This is a genomic window from Novosphingobium sp. FW305-C-30-35 (assembly GCF_058783135.1).
In genome coordinates this window covers 3,205,382-3,225,918 of record NZ_JBYSYJ010000001.1, presented here as the reverse complement: position 1 = coordinate 3,225,918, position 20,537 = coordinate 3,205,382, and the positions used below count along the sequence as shown (strand labels likewise).

Sequence of the window (20,537 nt, the reverse complement as noted above, 5' to 3'; positions counted from 1 at the left end):
CCACGCAATTTTGTTCCATACCGATCCCGCACGGAGAAACGCCATGACAGACCAGCTGCAAGCTGCCATCGAAGCCGCCTGGGAAGACCGCGCCAATGTCACCCCGGCCAGCGATGCCGTGCGAGAAGTGGTTGAGGCCGCGCTCGAACTGCTCGACAGCGGCAAGGCCCGCGCTGCCGAAAAGGTGGACGGCGAATGGCGCGTCAACCAGTGGCTCAAGAAGGCCGTGCTGCTCTCGTTCCGCCTGAACGACAACGCAGTGATCGAGGCCGGCTCGGGCGGCGCTCCTGCATTTGACAAGGTGCCCTCGAAGTTTGCAGGCTGGGGCGAGAACCGCTTCCGCGAAGCCGGTTTCCGCGTCGTCCCCGGTGCCGTCGCGCGCAAGGGCGCACACATTGCCAAGGGCGTGGTGCTGATGCCAAGCTTCGTCAACATCGGCGCCTTCGTCGATGAAGGCACCATGGTTGATACCTGGGCAACGGTCGGCTCCTGCGCGCAGATCGGCAAGAACGTCCACATCTCGGGCGGCGCCGGCATCGGCGGTGTGCTCGAACCGCTGCAGGCAGGCCCCGTCATCATCGAAGACGGCGCATTCATCGGCGCCCGCTCCGAAGTGGCCGAAGGCGTCATCGTCGGCGAAGGCGCAGTGCTGTCGATGGGCGTCTACCTCGGCGCTTCCACCAAGATCGTCGACCGCGCCACGGGTGAAGTCCACGTTGGCCGCGTGCCGCCCTATGCGGTCGTCGTTCCCGGTGCCATGCCGGGCAAGCCCCTGCCCGACGGCACCCCCGGCCCGTCGCTCTACTGCGCCGTCATCGTCAAGACGGTTGACGCGCAGACCCGTAGCAAGACCGGGATCAACGAACTCCTGCGCGATTGATTGATCTGAATTAATCACCGTTCCGGTCATGTCCATGGGGGCATTGCCGGAACAGGGCGCTTGCCTGCGCGTAGAGTCGCCAAGCACGGTTCTACCGAAGGAGAAGCGCCATGGAACGACGCGGCGAAGAAACGCACATCACCACCGAAGAGGCTCGCGGGGGCGAAGGCCTCAACGTGGTACGCTGGGTCCTGCTGATCAGCCTGGTCCTGGCCATCGGTGCATTGACAGTCATCTGGGTAACCGGGGCGCTCACCACGCCCCAGTAAAATGAACGAGGGGGCGGCATGACACTGGGTTGGAAGCTGGACAGAACCCAGCGCGAAAACCTCCTCGCCGCCCTCCCGCCTCGTTACGAGCGAGCCATTGCTGACCACGTGACTCTGTCAGTCGCAGGAACAATACCGCCAGAAGCGGTGCATCGTGCTGAAATTGTCGGATATGTCGACGATGCTGAAGGGGTTGAGGCATATATCGTTTCAATTGATGGGACGACTGGCAGACCAGACGGCGGCACTTGGCACATAACCTGGTCGCTCGCTGAACACAGGACTGCCAAGGAAAGCAACTCGGCCATCGCGGCGCTTGGCTGGACCGAAGTTTCTCCTGTTCCCCTTCAACTTACCCCAGCACTGTGGTGATTGACTCAGCGCGTATGTCGGGCAACCGTTTCGTGATGCCCGCGCATGAAATCATTTCCAGCCTGAACCTCGCGCCCCATCCTGAGGGAGGGTGGTTCCGGGAAACTTGGCGTGCGCCTTCAGTCGGCGGCGGACGCGCCTCGAGCACGGCGATCCTGTTCCTGCTGACAGCTGGCGAAAGATCACACTGGCACCGCGTCGATGCTGACGAGATCTGGATCTGGCATGCGGGTGATGCTCTTGCACTGCACACTGCAGCGGAATCCACAACTGCACCCTCGACGCTGATCCTCGGAAACGATCTCGCCACGCAAGATCTGCAGGGGATCGTTCCTGCCGGGCACTGGCAGGCCGCCGAACCTGTCGCCGGTGAACATGGCTACGTGCTTGTCTCATGCATTGTGGCGCCGGGATTTGACTTTGCCGGGTTCACCCTCGCCCCGCCCGGCTGGAAACCCGGCGCATGATCCGCGCCGCTGCCCGTCTGGCGCTGGCACTGTTCTACTTCGCGGCGGGCGTGATCCACATCGTATCGCCCCGCCCGTTCCTGATCATCATGCCGCAATGGGTCCCTGCCCCCGAAGCTGTCGTGCTGTGGACCGGCATTGCCGAACTGCTCGGTGCTGTTGGCCTGGCGCAAGGCGCTTCCCTGCCGATCCGCCGGGCTGCGTCCATAGGTCTCGCACTCTATGCGGTGTGTGTCTTCCCGGCCAACATCAACCACTTTGCGATTGATCTGGCAAAGTCGGATCACGGCGCGGGCCTCGCCTATCATGTCCCTCGCATGTTTGCGCAACCGGTGCTCGTCTGGCTTGCGCTGTGGGCCGGCGGGGTCATCGAATGGCCATGGAAGCCACGGACCCGATAGACAGATGCTCCTTTCCGATCCTGCAACCCTCGCCGCCTGCGCAGTGGCTGTCATTCTCGTTGGCATGGCCAAGGGCGGATTTTCCGGTCTCGGAGCACTTGGCACACCCGTTGCCGCCTTGGCTCTTCCGCCATCGACCGCCGCCGCCATCCTCTTGCCCATCCTCATCGTTCAGGACGTCGTCAGCGTCTGGTCCTTCCGGCATGCCTGGGACAAATGGATCGTCGGCTGGATGCTGCCGGGAGCCATGGTCGGCATCGGCATCGGCTGGGCCATTGCTGCCAGTATCGACGAGAAGGCACTCATGGGCGTTCTCGGTGGCATCACGCTCATGTTCGGCCTTTACCGCCTGTGGATTGAGCGTGGCAATCGCGTGGCCGCCGCGTCTGCATCTCCGGGCTGGGTCGGCGCGCTGTTCGGAATGGCCACCGGCTTTACCAGCCAGGTCGCCCATGCGGGCGGTCCGCCCTTCCAGATGTGGGTCACCCCGCGCAAGCTTCCGCACCTGATGTATGCCGGAACCAACGCGATCCTTTTCGCCGCGATCAATTGGCTCAAGGTGCCAAGTTATATCATGCTTGGGGCCTTCACCCACGAAGTGGTGGTGGCCGCCGCTCTGCTCGTCCCGTTGGCGGTCATTACCACACTGATCTCTGTCCGTGTCGTCCGCGCGCTCAAGCCTGATCGGTTCTACACCATCATCTACCTGCTGATGGTCATGCTTGGCGGCAAGCTGATCGTCGATGCCTTCACCTGAACGGCACCGGCCTGTTCATGGTCCAGAATGTCGGGCCCTTTCTGGCGACCGGCCACGTGTCGATCAGTTCGAAACCCATCGAGCGGTAAAGCCCGACATTGCTCTCCGTCGCAGTTTCCAGAACGGCCGGTAGCCCCGCAGCGTCGGCTTCGGCAAGGCCAGCCCGGATGGCAAGGCCGCCAAGGCCCTGCCCCTGCCTGTCAGGTCGAACACCGGCCATGCGCAGATAGAACTGACGCTCACCCTTCGGCAAATGCTTGCCGATCATCCGGTCAGCGCGCTCCGCCCGCAGCACGGCCGTGCCGAGCATCGCGATAAAGCGCACCAGCGCCGGCGGCGTCAGACTTGCATGCTCATGAACGCTCCCCGGTGGCCGCCACAGCGTGACGACTTCACATCCGGCCGTTCCCAATACCATACCGTGCCGCAGGTGATCGTGGAACATCCAGCGGATCAACTGCGGCATTCGACGCTCGCGGGCCTCATCATTGGCAAACATCCAGTTCATCGCCGGATCTTGACGGAAGGCAGCAGTCAACGTCTCGGTCGCTGCGTCAGCATCGCCAAGTCCCAGGCGAACGATTGTCCGATCCAAGCATATCCTCCCTCGAATGCCGCTTTTGCTGGCAAGCAGCGCCCCCGCGTGCCACGGGGATGCGCGAATGGAGGGAACGATGAGCGAAGATGAAGACTATGTCTACGACGAGGACAGCGGCGAATGGCTGCCAGCATCCGAACTCGCGGCAAAGCGCCAAGCCGCCAGCGCCGTTGAGGTTCGCGACGCCGTCGGCAACCTCCTGGCTGATGGTGACCAGGTTACCCTGATCAAGGATCTCGACGTCAGGGGCGCCGGGCAAACCTTGAAGCAGGGCACGCTGATCAAGTCGATCCGTCTGACGGGCGACCCGCAGGAGATCGACTGCAAGTATCCCGGCATCAAGGGATTGGTCCTGCGGGCCGAATTCGTTCGCAAACGCTGACCGGCCGAGGCGTGGGGTCGGCAAGTTGCCACCCCGCCAGCGTAGCTTTCGATTCGACGGCACCCCTGCGACAAATCGTTATGCATGCTTACGTATGAAGGGGCATGGCGGGGTTGGCGCAACCTCTGGCAAACGCCTGTTTTCGCGGCGAAAAGCACCGAGTTGCAAATCATGCAACTGACAGCACGGCAAATACAATTGCCGCACTGCACACGATTAGTATGCTGCAACGCAACAAGATAAGGGTGCTGAAGGCAATCTTTCCTTATCTTCCAGGAGATATTGCCATGATCAAGACTATCCTCGCTGCCGCTGCTGCCGTCCTCGTCGCCACCCCCGTGTTTGCTGCAGAACCGGAAACCGGCTCGTTCACGTACCAGGGCGTGAAGTACGATTACACCGCCGAACAGCAGGGCGACGTCAAGGTTCTCAAGGGCTCGGCCTATGCCGGCAAGGTTCCCTTCGAACTGAAGGTCACCAAGCGCACCGTCACCGGCCGCTTCAACGGTCGCCCGGTCACCTTCGACGTCAAGGACGTCAAGAAGATCTCCAGCAAGGCTGCTGCCAGCAACGATTGACTGCCCCGCAACACGGGACTGCCCAGAGACTCGGCGCAAAGTCGCCAGCTTGCAAGCAGCGCCTCACCCGTGAGCAAGGCCAGCTTCGTGCTGTACCGCTGATCCCGGCAAAGGGCGCTTCCCGCAGGAGGCGCCCTTTCTGTTTTGAATCTGGTGACCGTCCCAAGCACGCGCCGTCAGCACCAGCGCTGTGTTGCCAACGTCAGGACCGCGACGATCGGTTGCTGGACTCGGCCCAGCCGGGGTGATCCACGGTCAATTGACGGGCGAACCGGTCGCCCCGGAACCGCCGCAACGCTCCGGCATTCCTTCCCCAAGGGAGGGTTGCAGGAGCCAGGTTCGTGTTGTTCGATCGCTTTGCCACCGTCATGATCGCCATCGGCGCCGGCTTGGGCCTTGCCGCGACCAGCACGATACCGACGCGCATGCCCTCACCGGAGCGACCATACCCTGTTGCGCGACCGGACGCCTATCCCGAAATCACTGCCGTCACCTACGAGAGTTATCCGGTGGCTCCGGCACCTATTTTCCATCGCCCCATGCGTATTGCTTATTGGGAGCAGCCTTGGGACGAGCCAGAGGACCTGCCTCCGGCAGAGGCGATTCCGGAATATGAGGATTACGAGATTGCGCCTGACCCCCAGGTCATCGAAGACGAAGAGGCGGATCTGCCGGCTCAGGCGGACCGGGAAATGCGACAGGAAGCTATCGTTATGAATATCTTGCCAACCGCCTCGTGAAGGCATTGGCGGGCTCAGCCGAGCGTCAAGAAAATTTCCGCGATCAAAACCCAGCCGTTACCGATCTTGCGCCACTTGGCGGCATAGGTCCCGGCGGCCGTCACTTCGCCGGATTCCTGAACAGTTGCGCTCCAGCGCCCGTGCTCCATGGCGATCGGTTCTACGGCTGAAGCGATCACGCTATCGGTGCTGCGCACGTAGACGGCTCGAGGAGCTTGCGCGAAATCTCGCTTCCAAGCCGCCAGTTGCGCCTTACGCCCAGAAATGACTGCACTGTCGCTGCCGGTGATCAGAACCACATCGGGCGAGAGAAGCGGCGCAATCGCGGCAAGATCCCCCTCCGCCAGCGCGCGGTTGAACGCGGCGCGGCGGAGGCGGACTTGCAGTTCGGCATCGGCAGGGTTGCTCATCGCGTTGCGATGACAGGGCTCAGCCAATTTGCAAAGCCCCGTTGCCTGTCGATGCCGAGGTTGGTTCCGATCAGGCCGAAACGAGGTTCACGGCCGAAGCCTTGCCGTTGCGGCCGGTCTCGACTTCGTAGCTTACGCGCTGGTCCTTATCGAGGCTGGCCATGCCGGCAGCCTGGACGGCCGAGATGTGCACGAAGCTGTCAGCGCCGCCGTTGTCGGGCTGAATGAAGCCGTAGCCCTTTTCGGTGTTGAAGAATTTTACGGTGCCTACTGGCATGGGATGTTCCTTCCAAGAACGAGTGTTGCCCGGAAGCGAAAGTGCCGCCGGGCCGTGCGTGGTTCGTCAATTGAAAGGAAATCGTCGTCGAAGGCCCCGCGAGAACCGAAGCGCCAGCGTGGTAGTCAATGCCGAAGTCCGTCGCAAAATTCGACGTCAGCGATGCTCTTGTAGCACCCCGCCCGCGCTTTGGCGAACTTAATCGGACAGTGGCCATCCCGCTCCGGCAAAGCTACTGGACGATCATGCCTGAAACGCCCACCGACGCCGTGCGCATCCTGGTCGATGGCGATGCATGCCCGGTCAAGGAAGAGATCTACAAGGTCGCCTTCCGCCGGAACGTGCCAGTAACCGTCGTCAGCAACTCACCCTTCCGCGTGCCAGTACATCCTCTTGTCCGCCGCGTGGTGGTCAGCGATGGTTTCGACGCCGCCGACGACTGGATTGCCGAAGCGGCAGGTTCCAAAGCCGTGGTCGTCACCGCCGATATACTCCTGGCAGACCGGTGCCTGAAAGCGGGCGCGGCAGTGATTTCTCCGGCTGGCAAACCCTTTACCACAAGCTCCATCGGCAGTCAGATCGCCACGCGCGCGATCATGGCCGATCTGCGCGCCGGTGGCGACGTGATCGGAGGCCCGGCGCCATTCTCCAAGGCGGATCGCTCGCGCTTTCTGTCTGCGCTGGACGAGACCTTGGCAAGACTGACGCGTTAAAGGTCGCTATTACAGGCCGATGCGTCTAGCGAGGCCTTCGGGCACGCGCCCGCATGGAGAACGATAATGGCGAAGAGCCAGAAAAAGTCGAACCGCGAGGTTCGCAAGCCCAAAGCCGAAAAGCCCAAGAAGCCCAACGCATCGAACCCGTCGATGAAACCCGGTGTGATCGCAGGGCTGGATAATATCAAGAATACCTGACGAACTGGTGGGCTCCCCATGGAGCCCACCGTTCATCCATCGCTTACCTGCAGCGCACGTTGCTGCGATTGCGGCTGTCGATTGCCGCACCGATCGCCGCGCCACCGATCGCGCCGATGATCGCGCCGAGCGGCTTGCTGTCACCTTCGGCGATGATCGCTCCTGCCGCCGCGCCCCCAAGGCCGCCGACGATCAGTCCAGTCGAACCGTCGGACCTGCGGCAGTAATAGCGCCCGTCACGCCCGCGATAGACCCGGTCATCGTAGGAAAGCTGGCGCTCGCGATAGCGGGCATTATCGCGATAATAACGGTCGGCATAATAGCCGCCATAGCGCGGATCGGGATTATTGTAATCATACCGGCCATACTGCTGGTAATACCCTCGATCGTAATAACCCCAATCGCCATAGCCATCCGCATAGCCGGGGCGGTCATAATACCCATTGTTCGTGCATGCTGCAGTCAAAGTCGTCGCAGCAGCCGCTGCCAGCACAATTGCCGCCTTGCGAGCTTTCGTCATGGCCTTCTCCAATGCTTCCCGAAGAGCGAACGTAATCGTCGCCCAGTTGCTCAGCCAATGGATGGTGAAGACGGCAGTTCCCCGGCCAGCATTAAGATTCCGATTACTGCCCCTGCCCTATCCCTCTGCCATGCCATCCGAAATCGTCAGTCTGATAGACAAGCCGCACCTACTTGCCCTCCTCCTCGCCATTGGCGCTGCTATCGGCATCGCGGTCGAACGCTTTGCCGAGGGTTTGAAGCGCGCCGAACGCCGGGCCTTCTGGCGGGGTCGAAAATCGGCTGAACGAAAATACCGTCCACACCAGGCCCCCACGCTCTCCCACAAGAGCCAGACAGAAGTTGCAGCAGAGCAACTCCGCCGAGTCATGGAGGCCGATTTCAAGAGCAGGCCGCTGTTGAACCAGTCGGAAAGGCGCTTACTCGCCGTGCTCGACAAGACCTTGAGCGAAGAAAAGCCCACCTGGCGCGCAATGGGTCAGGTATCGCTTGGCGAAATCCTGTTGAGCGATGACAAGGATGCCTATTGGGCCATCAATTCCAAGCGCGTCGATCTGCTCATCGTCGACGACAGCTGCCGTCCTGTCCATGCAGTGGAATTTCAAGGCAGCGGTCATCACCTCGGGGCAGAAACCGCAGCAAGAGACGCCGTGAAGAAGGAAGCTCTGCGGCGGGCAGGCATTGGCTATGTCGAGGTCATGAGCAACCAGACGCCAGCACAGGTCAGACTGCTGCTGCAAGGTCTGCTGCGCCAGCCCGCCTGAGCGTTCACGCATCTCGCGCCGATCCGGCTTGCCGCATTGGTGACGCAGCAAGCCGGATCGGCATTTGACGATCAATCGTGTTCGCGACCACCCGCGCCGATATAAAGTTCGCGCCCCATTTCGTCGTACTTGGCGCTCATCGCCTTCATGCCGGCTTCCGCCTCGGCTTCGTCAGCCGCGACAAACGTCTCGATCGGCTGGTTCTGCTTGGCGGCAAAATCGCGAACTTCCTGGCTGATCTTCATCGAGCAGAACTTCGGCCCGCACATCGAGCAGAAGTGCGCCGACTTGGCGCCTTCGGCTGGCAGCGTCTGGTCATGATACTGCTCGGCAGTATCGGGATCGAGCGACAGGTTGAACTGGTCGCGCCAGCGGAATTCGAAGCGCGCCTTGCTCAGTGCATCGTCGCGCACCTGCGCTGCCGGGTGGCCCTTGGCAAGGTCGGCCGCGTGGGCCGCCAGCTTGTAGGTGACCACGCCGACCTTGACGTCATCGCGATCCGGCAGGCCGAGGTGTTCCTTGGGCGTCACGTAGCAAAGCATCGCCGTGCCGTACCAGCCGATCTGCGCCGCGCCGATGCCGCTGGTGATGTGGTCGTAACCCGGCGCGATGTCGGTGACGAGCGGCCCGAGCGTGTAGAACGGCGCTTCGCCGCACGCTTCGAGCTGCTTGGTCATGTTCTCCTTGATCTTGTGCATCGGCACGTGGCCAGGGCCCTCGATCATCACCTGCACGTCCTGCGCCCAGGCGCGCTTGGTCAGCTCGCCCAAGGTGTAAAGCTCGGCGAACTGCGCCTCGTCGTTGGCGTCGTAGATCGATCCGGGGCGCAGGCCATCGCCAAGCGAATAGGCCACGTCATAGGCCTTCATGATCTCGGTGATTTCGTCGAAACGCTCGTAGAGGAACGATTCCTTGTGATGCGCCAGGCACCACTTGGCCATGATCGAACCACCACGGCTGACGATCCCGGTCATGCGCTTGGCGGCCAGCGGGATGTAGGGCAGGCGGACGCCGGCGTGGATCGTGAAATAGTCGACGCCCTGCTCGGCCTGCTCGATCAGCGTATCGCGGAAGATCTCCCACGTCAGGTCCTCGGCCACGCCGCCGACCTTCTCCAGCGCCTGGTAGATCGGCACCGTGCCGATCGGCACCGGCGAGTTGCGCAGGATCCATTCGCGCGTGTCGTGGATGTTGCGCCCCGTCGAAAGGTCCATCACGGTGTCGGCGCCCCAGCGGATCGACCAGACCATCTTGTCGACTTCGCTCGCAACGTCCGATGCCACCGCCGAATTGCCGATGTTCGCATTGATCTTGACGAGGAAGTTGCGCCCGATCGCCATCGGCTCGCTCTCGGGGTGGTTGATGTTGGAAGGAATGATGGCCCGCCCGCGCGCCACTTCATCACGCACGAACTCCGGTGTCACGTAGTCAGGGATCGAAGCGCCCCAGTCCTGCCCATCACGGATCAGCGCTTCCTTGGCCTGCTTGCGACCAAGGTTCTCGCGGATCGCCACATATTCCATTTCCGGGGTGATGATGCCCTGGCGCGCATAGTGCATCTGGCTGACGTTCTGCCCCGCCTTGGCACGCAGCGGTCGCTTCACCACATTCGGGAAAGGCGGCACGCCCGCCGACCGGTCCGGCCCCTTCAGGCCGTTGTCCTCAGGCTTCACTGCCCGGCCATCGTACTCTTCGACGTCGCCGCGGCCGACGATCCAGTCGCGCCGCAGCTTGGGCAGGCCCGCCGCAATGTCGATCATGACGTTGGTGTCAGTATAAGGGCCGGACGTGTCGTAGACGCGCACCGGCGGTTCGCCGCTCGAAGGCTCCAGCGAAATCTCGCGCATCGCCACGGTCAGCCCCGGAAAGCGCGCGCTTTCCACATGGATCTTGCGGCTGCCGCGGATCGGCCCAGTGGTAACGCCGATTTCCAGCTTGGAGTTGATGTCGGCCATGCAAGCGCTCCTCTCGTCAGGCATCGGGAGCGCGGGTGCCATGGCTCTGACCTCTGGCACTGCCCTTCCCTCCGCCCGTGCTAACGGGTTCAGGTTCGACGGGTCGGGCTGCGTGACCAGCCCCTCTCAGCCACACTGGCTCCCCGGGGTATGGCCGCACTTCTAATGCGGTCTGCCGACACTGGCAACCAGCCAATCCATGAGGGTTCACACATCTTTAATGCGAATGATTCTTACTTGCATTGACTCTTGCGAATGAATCGCACTAAGGCCCGCCCATCACAGACGGGAGCCTAACGTGTCGCATCGCTTGCATTTCCTTTCAGCTACGTCCCTTGCCGCCCTCGTCCTTGGCGGACATCCGGCATATGCCGATGAAGCTGAGGACACCGAAAACCGCATCACCGTGATCGGAGACCAGGCTGAGGGCGTTGCCAGCGGCGCAACCGGCCTCCCTCTGGCCATCATCGACACGCCGCAATCGGCAACCGTCGTCGATCGCACCCTGCTCGATGACTTTGCCTTCGATGAGGTCAACGACGTCCTGCGCTACGTCACCGGCGTGAACGTCGAGGAGGCTGAGACGGACCGCACCTACTACAACGCCCGCGGCTTCGACATCACCGAAGCCATGGTGGACGGGATCCAGTTGCCGAACATCTGGGGGCCTGCGATTGGGTCGCTCGATACCGTGATGTGGGATTCAATCGAGGTCGTGCGAGGCGCCAATGGCCTGCTGTCGGGCGTCGGCAATCCTTCTGGCACGATCAATTACCGCCGCCGCCATTACACCGGCCAGCGCCGCGTCACCGGCGAACTGACTGCCGCCTCGTGGAACCGGGTACGCGGCGAAGTCGATATCGAAATGCCGCTGACGTCGGATGGCAACTGGGGCGTCCGCCTTGTCGGTGCAGCGCAGAATGCGGACTCCTACTTGCGGGACTACCGCTCGAACCGCACGGCATTGCAGGCGGTGGTCGATGGCCGCATTGCCGATAACCTGGCGCTGTCCTTCGGCTACGCCCGCCAGCAGGGCACCTCGCGCGGTGTGCTGTGGGGCGCGCTGCCGTTGCTTGACAGCGAGGGCAACCAGCTCGACTGGGACTTCTCCACGTCGACCACGCAGGACTGGACCTACTGGAAAAGCAAGGACCAGACCGCGTTCGGAGAAGCCACATGGGCTTTCGCTCCTGGCTGGAGCGTCAAAACCCATCTCTCGCGCCGCATCAACGACGAACCCTCGCGGCTGTTCTACGTCTATGGCACGCCCGATGCCGAAACGGGCCTCGGCCTGTTCGGCTACCCCGGCGGCTACCTTTCCACCGCACGCGGCTGGATCTGGGACAATCGCCTCGATGGCACCTTCAAGCTCTTCGGCCGCGACCACAAGCTGACCCTCGGTGTCCAGCGCACCGCAGCGAAGTTCGGCTACCTCACCTACCCCGTCCCCGGCACCGACCCGGCCTGGGGTGCCCTCCCCGCCCTGCAATCAGGCTGGAACGGTACGGAAGTCCCATTCCCGGCCTTTGGCGATGCCGTAGAAAGCGCGCGCATCTCGGACAAGCAATGGCGGGTCCGTGCCGCCACCGATCTCGAGCTGACCGACCGCCTGAGCCTGATCCTTGGCGCCAACTACATCGACGTGCAGACCACCGGCTTCACTTTCGGCGTCAGCGCCGCCCGCAGCGAGAGCGCGGTCAGCCCGTTCGTCGGCGCCACTTTCAGGATCCTGCCGGGCATCAACATCTACGGCAGCTACAGCGACATCTTCAATCCGCAGAAGGAACTCGGCACAAACCTCAAGCCCGTAGGCTCGGCCAAGGGCAAGAGCTGGGAAGCCGGCCTCAAGGGCGAGACCGCCGACAAGGCCCTGTTCGGCTCGCTCGCCCTGTTCCGCTCCGAACAGTCGAACCTTGCCGAAGCCGCAGGATATGACGTCACTCTCGGCCAGACGCTCTACAACGGCATCTTCGTGCGGAGCCAGGGCGTCGAGGCGGAAGTCGGCGGCCGCATTGCTCCCGGCCTGACCGTGCAGGGCGGCGTCACCCACCTGTCGCTCGAAGGGCGCAACGGCGATCCCGTCCGCACCTATGTTCCGCGCACCACTGCCAACCTGCTGCTTCGCTGGGAGCCGGTCGAGAAGGTCCAACTTGGCGCGGCGATGCGCTGGCAGGATTCGGTGTTCATCACGAACAGCGTAGGCACGATCCGCCAGGACGATTACGCCACCCTGCAGCTCCAGGCCGGCTACAAGCTCAATGACAACGTGAGCTTCAACCTCAACGTCGCCAATGTCACCAATCACAAGCATCTCGCCAGCCTCTATTGGGATCAATCCTTCCTTTCGCCGCCGCGCAGCGTCACCGGTTCTGTCAGGATGACCTTCTGATGGCCACCACCGCCCAACAGTCTGTCCCATCGCCCCGGCGCCTCGCGCTGCCGGGGCGCGCATTCTGGGTCATGGTCCATCGCTGGGCAGGCCTCACCCTTGCACTGTTCCTTGCCGTGGCGGGCCTTACCGGTTCTCTCTTGCCATGGATCGAGGAACTCGAAGCCGCCACCGCGCCCGAACTGCACAATTCAAGCTGGACCGGCACGCCCGATCCCCTGCGCGTGCGCGAAGAGGTGCTGGCGCGCTACCCCGGTGCCGCGCTCGATTTCCTGCCGCTCTCGGTGGAACCGGGCAAGGCGCTGCGCCTCCACCTCCACTGGCTCGATCCGAAGACCGGGCTTGAGCGTGAACACGGGCCGGGCGTGCCCGAATGGGACGACCTGTTCCTCAATCCCGTCACCGGCGAGGAGCAAGGCCGCCGCGAATGGGGCAACATTGCCCAAGGGCAGAAGAACCTGATGCCCTTCCTCTATCGCCTGCACTACAGCCTTGCCCTCGATACATTCGGGACCCTGATCTTCGGGATTGCCGCGCTTGTCTGGACGGTAGACTGTTTCGTCGGCTTCTACCTCACGCTGCCGCCCAAGGCTCCGAAGCCTGCGCGCACATCCTTCCTCGATCGCTGGCGCCCGAGCTGGCGCATCCGCTGGAAGTCCACACCCTACAAGCTCAACTTCGACCTCCACCGTGCCGGCGGCCTGTGGCTATGGCCGCTTCTGCTGGTTTTTGCTTGGTCGAGCGTGTCCTTCAACCTGCCGCAGGTCCATGTGCCCGTGATGCAGGCTCTGGGCGCGCAAGATCCGCGGCTGATCTTGGAGGAAAGCGCCCTGGCTGTTCCTCGGAACAACCCCCTCCTCGATTTCCGCGCCGCAACCGAGCGCGCCAGGCAACTCGCTGAACAGGAGTCCATGAAGCAAGGACTTGTGCCGCTCGAAGAGGGCGAAAGCTGGCTATGGCACGTGCCAACCAGCGGCATGTACGTCTACGGCTTTACCACCGCGGCAGATATCGGCCATCACGGCGGCGGCACAGGTATCGCTTTCGACAGCAACACCGGCAAGATGAAGGCTGTCTACTGGCCCAGCGGCGTCAACGGCACCAATACGTTCAGCAACTGGCTCACGGCGCTGCACATGGCGCAGGTCTTTGGCCTGCCCTACCGGATCTTCGTCAGCATGCTGGGTCTGCTCGTCACCATGCTGTCCGTCACCGGAGTGGTCATCTGGCTGAAAAAGCGCTCGGCGCGTGCGGGTAGTTCACTTCGCGTCCGCAATACTTGACCGATCACCCGGCCGGCTGGACTTAATCACGCGATTAAGGATACTCCTGCTCCGGGCCCGCAAGCCCGGACGATGGAGCAGGATCATTGCCATGACCGAATTGGTGTCATCACCGCAAATCGCGCCTGTCGCCGCGTCCCAAGCGCCTGGTCCGCTCCCGCGCGTATGTATCATCGGCGCAGGCTGCTCGGGTTTCACTACCGCCAAACGCCTGCAGGATCGTGGCATCCCCTTCGTCGTTTACGAAGCGTCCGACGACATTGGCGGGAACTGGTACTTCAACAATCCCAACGGCATGTCGGCCTGCTACCAGAGCCTGCACATCGACACGTCGAAATGGCGGCTGGCGTTCGAAGATTATCCCGTCCCCACAGAATGGCCGGACTACCCCCATCATGCCCAGCTTCTGCAGTATTTCCACGATTACGTTGATCACTTCGGCCTGCGCCCGCACATCCAGTTCAATACGCGGGTAGAGAGTGCGACGCGGCGAGGCGAAGGCGGTTGGAATATCTCCCTTTCCACGGGTGAGACCGAGCGCTTCGATGCACTTGTCGTGGCCAACGGCCATCACTGGGCTGCGCGCATCCCCGATTATCCGGGCCACTTCTCCGGTCCCCAGATCCACAGCCATGCCTATCGCAGTCCGTTCGATCCGGTCGATTGCGTCGGCAGGCGCGTACTCGTTGTCGGAATGGGCAACAGCGCCATGGATATTGCTTCGGAGCTGTCGCAGCGCCCGATCGCCTCGCGGCTGTTCGTTTCCACCCGGCGCGGGGTCTGGGTCCTGCCAAAATACTACCGCGGCCAGCCGCTCGACAAGAATCCCGCCCCATCATGGATGCCCAAGCGGCTGCGCAACTGGCTGGCCACGCGCATGATAAAAAAGCTGGTCGGCCGGATGAGCCAGTACGGCCTGCCCGAACCCGATATCGGTCCGTTCGAGAGCCACGGCACAGTCTCGGGCGAATTCCTGCTCCGCGCCGGCTCGGGCGACATCATCATGAAGCCTGGCATCGAGCGGCTCGACGGCGATGGCGTCGCCTTCAGCGACGGAACCCGCGAGCAGGTGGACGTGATCATCTGGGCCACCGGCTATGACATTCGCTTTCCGTTCTTCGACGATCCCGCATTCACCGCCGATGCAGACAATCGCCCGCCCCCCTTGTTCAAGCGCATCATGAAGCCCGAAGTACCAGATCTGTTCTATGTCGGCCTCGCCCAGCCCCTGCCGACCCTGGTCAATTTCGCCGAACAGCAGTCGAAGCTCGTCGCCGCCTACCTTGCAGGTGACTATGCCCCGCCATCACCAGCCGAAATGCATCGCATCATCGCGGCGGACGAAGCCTACCATACCGGCCAGTACTATGCCGCACGGCGCCATACGATCCAGTTGGACTTCGACGCCTATGTTCGCGCCTTGAACAAGGAACTCGCCGCGGGCGCAAGGCGAGCCCGGGCCGAGGGCAACCGTCGGCCGGTCCCGGCCCGATCCTCGCCACCTGTCTGATCAAAGCGCGATCGTCTTGTCCAACCGTGCGCGGCTACTCGGCCGCCTCCGCAAGGGGCGCATCCCGCCGTACCCCGTCGTAGATGAACTCCTGCCCATCCAGGTCGATGGACGGAAAGGCCTCACGCTCCAGCCAGTAGTTCTGGTTGTGCCGCCAGACATCGTTTGACCCGCGCCTTGGCAGCTTGTCCATGTCGCGCATCAGATAGCCGGGATTGAAATTGTCTTCCTCGATCCACGGCAAGATCTCCATGCCCGCATCCTCGTCGCGAAAGGCGACTTCCACCTTCTTCGCACCGCGCTCTGTCATATGGTTCAGCAGGTGACAGACAAAGTCGGCCATCATGTCGACGCGCAAGGTCCAGCTCGCGCGGAAATAGCCGAAGACCCACGCCATGTTGGGCACGCCGGTGAACATCATGCCACGGTAGGTCACCGTCTTGCCCCAGTCCACGGCCTGGCCATCCACCTCGAAAGGAATATCGCCCAGCACTTTCAGCCGGAAGCCGGTGCAGGCCATGATGATGTCTGCTTCCAGCAATTCGCCACTGCTGGTCAGGACCCCTGTCTCGGTGAACCGGTCGATCGTGTCGGTCACTACCGTCGCATTGCCCGCCACGACCTGCTGGAACAGATCGCCGTCAGGCAACTGGGCCAGCCGCTGCTGCCAAACGCGATAGCGCGGGGCGAAGTGCGGCTCGAACTGGAAATCCTCACCCACGTACCCGCGGATCAGGGCACGCAGGTCCTCGGCCATGGCTTCGGGCTCTTCGCGACTGCGACGGTCCATTTCATGGAAGTTGTAGATGTAGTCCTGCCGCACAACGCGATGGATCGTCGGTTCATCGATCCCGATCGTGCGCAACCGCTCGGCCAGTTCGCTCACGTTTGGCGCAGCATAGAACCAGGTTGGCGAGCGCTGGAGCATCGTGACCGTGGCTCCCAGATCGCACAGCGCCGGGACCACCGTGGCCGCCGTGGCGCCCGATCCGATCACGAGAACCCGCTTGCCCGAAACGTCAGTCGCCGGGTTCCACAGCTGGGCGTGGACGAACAGACCCTTGAAGTCGGAAACGCCCTGCCACTCCTTCGGGATGTAGGGCACCTGGTGGTCATAGTAGCCCTGGCACATCCACAAGAAATTGGCCGTGAACGTGGCCGTGTTTCCGTCCTTGGTCCGTGCTTCCAGCGTCCACCGGTTGCTGGCACTATCCCACTTTGCACTGGTAATCGTGTGGCCATAGCGGATGTGCCGGTCGATCCCGCCTTCCTCGATCACCTCGCCCATGTAGTCGAGAATTGCCTGCGCGCTGGCAATTGGCGCGCCGACCCAGGGCTTGAAGCGATAGCCGAAGGTGTACAGGTCGGAATCCGATCGCACGCCGGGATACTTGTGCGTCTCCCACGTGCCGCCGAACGTGTCCTTGGCTTCGATAATCGCATAAGTCCTGCCCGGGCACTGGTCCTGCAGATGCCAGGCAGAGCCTATGCCGGAAATGCCCGCGCCGACGATCAATACGTCGAAGTCGCCGCCCGATGCTGCGTGCTCGCTCATCATGCCTCTCCATGGTCTGACGCCATTGCGGCCGTTTTCGGCTCACTGCAGAAAGTGACATTGATCGTCGTCAACATGCAACCGGCTGCGCATGAGGATGAAGCGTTCGGTCAAGAAAATGAAACGCTCGAGGACTTTCCGTCAGCCGCCTGCCTGCCACTGCCGCACCACTTCGACCGGCCAAACGAGCATCAGCACGTTGAGCGTCAGGTTGTCGCGGATCATGGCCAGCGTGAACAGCTCGAATGCCACGCCCACCAGTATCGTCACGGTCGCCGGCGCGCGACTGGCAAAGACGAAGCCCAGCGCCATGAACGCCATGTCGCAGAAGGAGTTGAGCACGCTGTCGCCCGAATAGCCCCACGAAATCGTTACGGCACGATAGCGATCGATGATTATCGGGGAATTCTCGAGGATTTCCCACGAACCCTCCACCAACACCGCCAGCGCCAACGCCCACTGCGGCGAAATCGCCTTGAAACCGGCCCTCCGCCACAGCAGATGCGCCGCGCCGTAGAACAGGAAGCCATGGATGACGTGGCTGAAACTGTACCAGTCGGAGATCTGCTGGCTGTTCTCGGCCGATTCCACCACGCCCTGCCACAGCCGGATCGTTCCGCACGGGCAGATCGGCGGTCGCGCCATGCCAAGCAGGATAATCACGATCCCCAGCGCGACACCTGCGGCCGCAATCCACCCCGCCCTGCCGGGCCGCAATGAAACCCTGCTTGCCATTTGCCGCTACTCCCCCGTTCCATGCCCTTTCTGACGGGTGAAGCTGACAGCGACAAGCCCATGGTTGCACCGGCAACCGCATCCCCCTAAGCGCTATGGTCATGAGCGTGCGACACTGCGACATCGCGATCCTCGGCGGAGGGCTGGCTGGCGGCCTCGTCGCCCTGGCCTTGCGCCAGGCCCGCCCCGAACTCGACCTCGTCCTTGTCGAACAGGGCGAAACGATCGGCGGCAACCACGTCTGGTCGTTTTTCGGCACTGACGTGAACAAGGCCGGGCGCGTACTGCTCGATGGCATGGTCGTTGCGGCCTGGCCCGAATACACCGTCCGCTTCCCGCGCTACGAACGCCGGTTGAAGACCAGCTACTACTCGATCAGCTCCCACCGCTTCGACAAGGTCGTCCGCCAGCGCCTTGGCGAGGCATCGATCATGACCGGCGTCCGCGCCCTCGCCTGCAGCTCCACCAACGCAACCCTGTCCGATGGCACCCGGCTCGAGGCAAAGGGCGTGATCGACGCGCGTGGCCTGCGTAACGTAACAGACCTCACCGGCGGCTGGCAGAAGTTCGTCGGCCGTCGCTTTCGCCTCTCGACCCCCCACGGCCTCGAAGCGCCGATCGTCAAGGACGCCACGGTCGAGCAAATCGACGGCTACCGCTTCGTCTATTCGCTCCCCTTCACCGCAGACGAAATCTTCGTCGAGGACACCTACTACTCCGACGGCCCCGCCCTCGATGCCGACGCCATTCGCGCCCGCATCGACGCTTACGTTGCCGCCAAGGGCTGGCATGTCGCCGAAGTGCTGGAAGAGGAGCAGGGCGTGCTGCCTGTTGTCGCCGGTGGCAATTTCGACGCCTTCTGGCGCGCCAGCGGCGGCCCTGTCGCCCGCGCCGGAGTCCGCGCCGGGCTGTTCCAGGCCGTCACCAGCTATTCGCTTCCCGATGCCGTGAAGTACGCCTTGGCCCTCGCCCGCCAGCAGGACCTGTCCGGCGAAGCTCTCGCCCAGTTCAGCGAATATTGGGCGCGCGAACACTGGGCCCAGTCCGCCTACCTGCGCCAGCTCTCCGCGCTGCTCTTTGCAGGCGCCGAGCCTGACAAGCGCTACCGCGTACTCGAACGCTTCTACAGCCTGCGCCACGGGCTGATCGAGCGCTTCTACGCCGGCAAGACCACCGTCTTCGACAAGGCCCGCATCCTCGCGGGCAAGCCGCCGCTGCCGATAACCCGCGCCCTGGGCGTGCTCACCGGCCTCGGCGCGCGGCCCAAGCCTCTTACCCTTGCAGGAACCCCACGATGAAGCGCGCTTGCGTAATCGGCTCCGGCTTCGGGGGCCTTGCCCTCGCCATTCGCCTCCAGTCCGGCGGCATCCAGACGACCGTGATCGAAGCGCGCGACAAGCCCGGCGGCCGCGCCTACCACTGGGAGAAGGACGGCTTCACCTTCGACGCCGGCCCCACTGTCGTCACCGATCCTGCCTGCCTGCAAGAACTCTGGGCCCTGAAGGGCCACCGCATGGCCGATGACGTCGAGCTCATGCCGGTGATGCCGTTCTATCGCCTCAACTGGCCCGACGGCACCAACTTCGATTACTCGAACGACGAGACCCACCTCCGCGCCGAGATCGCCAAGCTCAATCCGGCCGACGTCGCCGGATACGACGAGTTCCTGCAATACTCCGCAGGCGTGTTCGAGGAAGGCTACGTGAAACTGGGCTCGGTCCCGTTCCTTGATTTTGCGTCCATGCTCAAGGCCGCGCCCGCGCTTGCCCGCTATCAGGCCTGGCGCTCGGTCTATTCGATGGTGTCGTCCTACGTGAAGGACGAACGCCTGCGCGAGGCGTTCAGCTTCCACACCCTGCTCGTCGGCGGCAACCCGATGAACACCAGTTCGATCTATGCCCTGATCCACAAGCTGGAGAAGGACGGCGGCGTGTGGTGGGCCAAGGGCGGCACCAACAAGCTGATCCAGGGCATGCTCACCCACTTCCAGCGCCTTGGCGGCGAAGTGCGCATGAGCGATCCGGTCACCCACATCGAGACGCTGGGCACGCGAGTCACTGGCGTCACCACAAAGAGCGGCTGGTCGGCAAAGTTCGATGCCGTCGCCTCCAACGGCGACATCGTCCATTCCTACCGCGATTTGATGCCTGACAATCCACATGCACAACGTCGCGCAAAGGCTTTGACCAAAAAGAAATTCTCGCCAAGCTTGTTCGTAGTTCACTTCGGTGTCGAAGGGACCTGGCCCGGCATTCCGCACCACATGATCCTGTTCGGCCCGCGCTACAAGGGCCTGCTTGACGACATCTACAAGCACGGCGTCCTGCCTGAGGATTTCTCGATCTACCTCCACCACCCGACCGTGACCGACCCCTCGGTCGCACCTGAAGGGATGAGTACCTTCTACGCGCTCGTTCCCGTGGCCAACATGGGCAAGCTTCCGGTCGATTGGGACGAGATCGGCCCGATCCTCGAAAAGCGAATCCTCGATGAAGTCGGCCGCCGCCTCATCCCGGACATCCATTCGCGTATCGTAACGAAGTTCCACTACGCGCCGTCGGACTTCAAGACCGACCTGTCGGCCCATCTCGGTAGCGCGTTCAGTCTCGAACCGCTGCTCACCCAGAGCGCCTGGTTCCGCGCCCACAACCGTGACGATGCCATTTCCAACATGTATCTGGTTGGCGCGGGAACCCATCCGGGCGCTGGGATTCCCGGAGTGGTGGGCTCGGCCAAGGCCACCGCGAAACTGATGCTGGAGGATCTTGCTTGACCGGCCGCA

The 20,537-nt window shown here is 62.8% G+C and carries 24 protein-coding genes and 1 riboswitch; of the genes, 17 read left to right on the top strand and 7 right to left on the bottom strand.

Annotated elements, in window-relative coordinates:
- The first annotated feature begins 43 nt into the window (after positions 1 to 43).
- The 6 genes from dapD (at position 44) to AC3WLM_RS15930 (ending at position 3,146) form a co-directional block, all read left to right on the top strand.
- On the top strand, positions 44 to 880 hold the full coding sequence (gene dapD, locus AC3WLM_RS15955; protein WP_062346734.1) for a 2,3,4,5-tetrahydropyridine-2,6-dicarboxylate N-succinyltransferase: 837 nt from the start codon (positions 44 to 46) through the stop codon (positions 878 to 880).
- Positions 881 to 990: 110 nt separating this feature from the next.
- The gene (locus tag AC3WLM_RS15950; protein ID WP_169745699.1) at positions 991 to 1,149 is read left to right on the top strand and encodes a hypothetical protein; all 159 of its coding nucleotides are present in this window, start codon (positions 991 to 993) and stop codon (positions 1,147 to 1,149) included.
- A gap of 18 nt (positions 1,150 to 1,167) precedes the next feature.
- On the top strand, positions 1,168 to 1,521 hold the full coding sequence (locus AC3WLM_RS15945) for a hypothetical protein (RefSeq protein WP_492477948.1): 354 nt from the start codon (positions 1,168 to 1,170) through the stop codon (positions 1,519 to 1,521).
- A 35-nt stretch (positions 1,522 to 1,556) separates the two neighbouring features.
- The gene (locus AC3WLM_RS15940) at positions 1,557 to 1,988 is read left to right on the top strand and encodes a cupin domain-containing protein (RefSeq protein WP_492477946.1); all 432 of its coding nucleotides are present in this window, start codon (positions 1,557 to 1,559) and stop codon (positions 1,986 to 1,988) included.
- Positions 1,985 to 2,389 carry a DoxX family protein gene (locus AC3WLM_RS15935; RefSeq protein ID WP_193826685.1) on the top strand — a complete coding sequence of 135 codons (405 nt, stop codon included), beginning with the start codon at positions 1,985 to 1,987 and terminating at the stop codon, positions 2,387 to 2,389. Before AC3WLM_RS15940 ends, AC3WLM_RS15935 begins: the two co-directional genes overlap by 4 nt.
- Positions 2,390 to 2,393: 4 nt before the next feature.
- Positions 2,394 to 3,146 carry a sulfite exporter TauE/SafE family protein gene (locus AC3WLM_RS15930; protein WP_492477945.1) on the top strand — a complete coding sequence of 251 codons (753 nt, stop codon included), beginning with the start codon at positions 2,394 to 2,396 and terminating at the stop codon, positions 3,144 to 3,146.
- Here AC3WLM_RS15930 and AC3WLM_RS15925 read toward each other — a convergent pair.
- Positions 3,139 to 3,741, bottom strand: a complete 603-nt coding sequence (locus AC3WLM_RS15925; RefSeq protein WP_492477944.1) for a GNAT family N-acetyltransferase — start codon at positions 3,739 to 3,741, stop codon at positions 3,139 to 3,141. The two genes, AC3WLM_RS15930 and AC3WLM_RS15925, sit on opposite strands and share 8 nt — an antisense overlap.
- 79 nt (positions 3,742 to 3,820) lie before the next feature.
- On the opposite strand from AC3WLM_RS15925, the gene AC3WLM_RS15920 reads away from it, so the two are divergent.
- The 3 genes from AC3WLM_RS15920 (at position 3,821) to AC3WLM_RS15910 (ending at position 5,444) form a co-directional block, all read left to right on the top strand.
- Positions 3,821 to 4,126, top strand: a complete 306-nt coding sequence (locus AC3WLM_RS15920) for an alkylphosphonate utilization protein (protein WP_492477942.1) — start codon at positions 3,821 to 3,823, stop codon at positions 4,124 to 4,126.
- A gap of 287 nt (positions 4,127 to 4,413) precedes the next feature.
- A complete protein-coding gene (locus tag AC3WLM_RS15915; protein WP_039332377.1) occupies positions 4,414 to 4,704 on the top strand; it encodes a hypothetical protein in 291 nt (96 codons plus the stop codon).
- Between the two features lie 341 nt (positions 4,705 to 5,045).
- Positions 5,046 to 5,444, top strand: coding sequence for a hypothetical protein (locus AC3WLM_RS15910; RefSeq protein ID WP_492477941.1), 399 nt, complete (start codon positions 5,046 to 5,048; stop codon positions 5,442 to 5,444).
- Positions 5,445 to 5,458: 14 nt separating this feature from the next.
- Here AC3WLM_RS15910 and AC3WLM_RS15905 read toward each other — a convergent pair whose 3' ends face one another.
- A complete protein-coding gene (locus AC3WLM_RS15905) occupies positions 5,459 to 5,854 on the bottom strand; it encodes a YybH family protein (protein ID WP_039332066.1) in 396 nt (131 codons plus the stop codon).
- A gap of 70 nt (positions 5,855 to 5,924) precedes the next feature.
- A complete protein-coding gene (locus AC3WLM_RS15900) occupies positions 5,925 to 6,131 on the bottom strand; it encodes a cold-shock protein (protein WP_039332064.1) in 207 nt (68 codons plus the stop codon).
- Positions 6,132 to 6,376: 245 nt separating this feature from the next.
- Here AC3WLM_RS15900 and AC3WLM_RS15895 point away from each other — a divergent pair, with 245 nt between their 5' ends.
- Both AC3WLM_RS15895 and AC3WLM_RS15890 read left to right on the top strand, forming a co-directional pair.
- Complete coding sequence (locus AC3WLM_RS15895; RefSeq protein WP_039332376.1) at positions 6,377 to 6,844, top strand: YaiI/YqxD family protein; 468 nt, start codon at positions 6,377 to 6,379, stop codon at positions 6,842 to 6,844.
- 66 nt (positions 6,845 to 6,910) lie between these two features.
- Positions 6,911 to 7,045: a hypothetical protein gene (locus AC3WLM_RS15890; RefSeq protein WP_255355085.1), complete on the top strand. Its 135-nt coding sequence runs from the start codon at positions 6,911 to 6,913 to the stop codon at positions 7,043 to 7,045.
- Positions 7,046 to 7,088: 43 nt separating this feature from the next.
- Here the strand turns inward: AC3WLM_RS15890 and AC3WLM_RS15885 are convergent, their stop codons facing one another.
- On the bottom strand, positions 7,089 to 7,565 hold the full coding sequence (locus tag AC3WLM_RS15885; RefSeq protein ID WP_039332062.1) for a surface antigen: 477 nt from the start codon (positions 7,563 to 7,565) through the stop codon (positions 7,089 to 7,091).
- Here AC3WLM_RS15885 and AC3WLM_RS15880 point away from each other — a divergent pair.
- Positions 7,564 to 8,328 (top strand): DUF2726 domain-containing protein, encoded by a 765-nt coding sequence (locus AC3WLM_RS15880; protein ID WP_082013271.1) that lies wholly within the window; start codon positions 7,564 to 7,566, stop codon positions 8,326 to 8,328. The genes AC3WLM_RS15885 and AC3WLM_RS15880 overlap by 2 nt on opposite strands.
- Before the next feature lie 71 nt (positions 8,329 to 8,399).
- Here AC3WLM_RS15880 and thiC read toward each other — a convergent pair whose 3' ends face one another.
- On the bottom strand, positions 8,400 to 10,283 hold the full coding sequence (gene thiC, locus AC3WLM_RS15875; protein ID WP_039332058.1) for a phosphomethylpyrimidine synthase ThiC: 1,884 nt from the start codon (positions 10,281 to 10,283) through the stop codon (positions 8,400 to 8,402).
- 48 nt (positions 10,284 to 10,331) lie between these two features.
- Positions 10,332 to 10,439, bottom strand: a riboswitch (TPP riboswitch).
- A 142-nt stretch (positions 10,440 to 10,581) separates the two neighbouring features.
- On the opposite strand from thiC, the gene AC3WLM_RS15870 reads away from it, so the two are divergent.
- The 3 genes from AC3WLM_RS15870 (at position 10,582) to AC3WLM_RS15860 (ending at position 15,465) form a co-directional block, all read left to right on the top strand.
- Positions 10,582 to 12,672, top strand: a complete 2,091-nt coding sequence (locus AC3WLM_RS15870; RefSeq protein WP_492477940.1) for a TonB-dependent siderophore receptor — start codon at positions 10,582 to 10,584, stop codon at positions 12,670 to 12,672.
- A complete protein-coding gene (locus AC3WLM_RS15865) occupies positions 12,672 to 13,955 on the top strand; it encodes a PepSY-associated TM helix domain-containing protein (RefSeq protein WP_492477939.1) in 1,284 nt (427 codons plus the stop codon). The genes AC3WLM_RS15870 and AC3WLM_RS15865 overlap by 1 nt, the downstream gene beginning before the upstream one ends.
- Positions 13,956 to 14,046: 91 nt before the next feature.
- Positions 14,047 to 15,465 carry a flavin-containing monooxygenase gene (locus AC3WLM_RS15860; RefSeq protein WP_492477938.1) on the top strand — a complete coding sequence of 473 codons (1,419 nt, stop codon included), beginning with the start codon at positions 14,047 to 14,049 and terminating at the stop codon, positions 15,463 to 15,465.
- A gap of 34 nt (positions 15,466 to 15,499) precedes the next feature.
- Here AC3WLM_RS15860 and AC3WLM_RS15855 read toward each other — a convergent pair whose 3' ends face one another.
- On the bottom strand, positions 15,500 to 17,020 hold the full coding sequence (locus AC3WLM_RS15855) for a flavin-containing monooxygenase (protein WP_492477936.1): 1,521 nt from the start codon (positions 17,018 to 17,020) through the stop codon (positions 15,500 to 15,502).
- A gap of 141 nt (positions 17,021 to 17,161) precedes the next feature.
- Positions 17,162 to 17,755 carry a DUF2585 domain-containing protein gene (locus tag AC3WLM_RS15850; RefSeq protein WP_039332055.1) on the bottom strand — a complete coding sequence of 198 codons (594 nt, stop codon included), beginning with the start codon at positions 17,753 to 17,755 and terminating at the stop codon, positions 17,162 to 17,164.
- A gap of 101 nt (positions 17,756 to 17,856) precedes the next feature.
- Between AC3WLM_RS15850 and crtY the strand changes: the two genes are divergently transcribed.
- On the top strand, positions 17,857 to 19,053 hold the full coding sequence (crtY, locus tag AC3WLM_RS15845) for a lycopene beta-cyclase CrtY (protein WP_492477935.1): 1,197 nt from the start codon (positions 17,857 to 17,859) through the stop codon (positions 19,051 to 19,053).
- A complete protein-coding gene (locus tag AC3WLM_RS15840) occupies positions 19,050 to 20,528 on the top strand; it encodes a phytoene desaturase (RefSeq protein WP_039332053.1) in 1,479 nt (492 codons plus the stop codon). Before crtY ends, AC3WLM_RS15840 begins: the two co-directional genes overlap by 4 nt.
- Positions 20,529 to 20,537 lie beyond the last annotated feature (9 nt).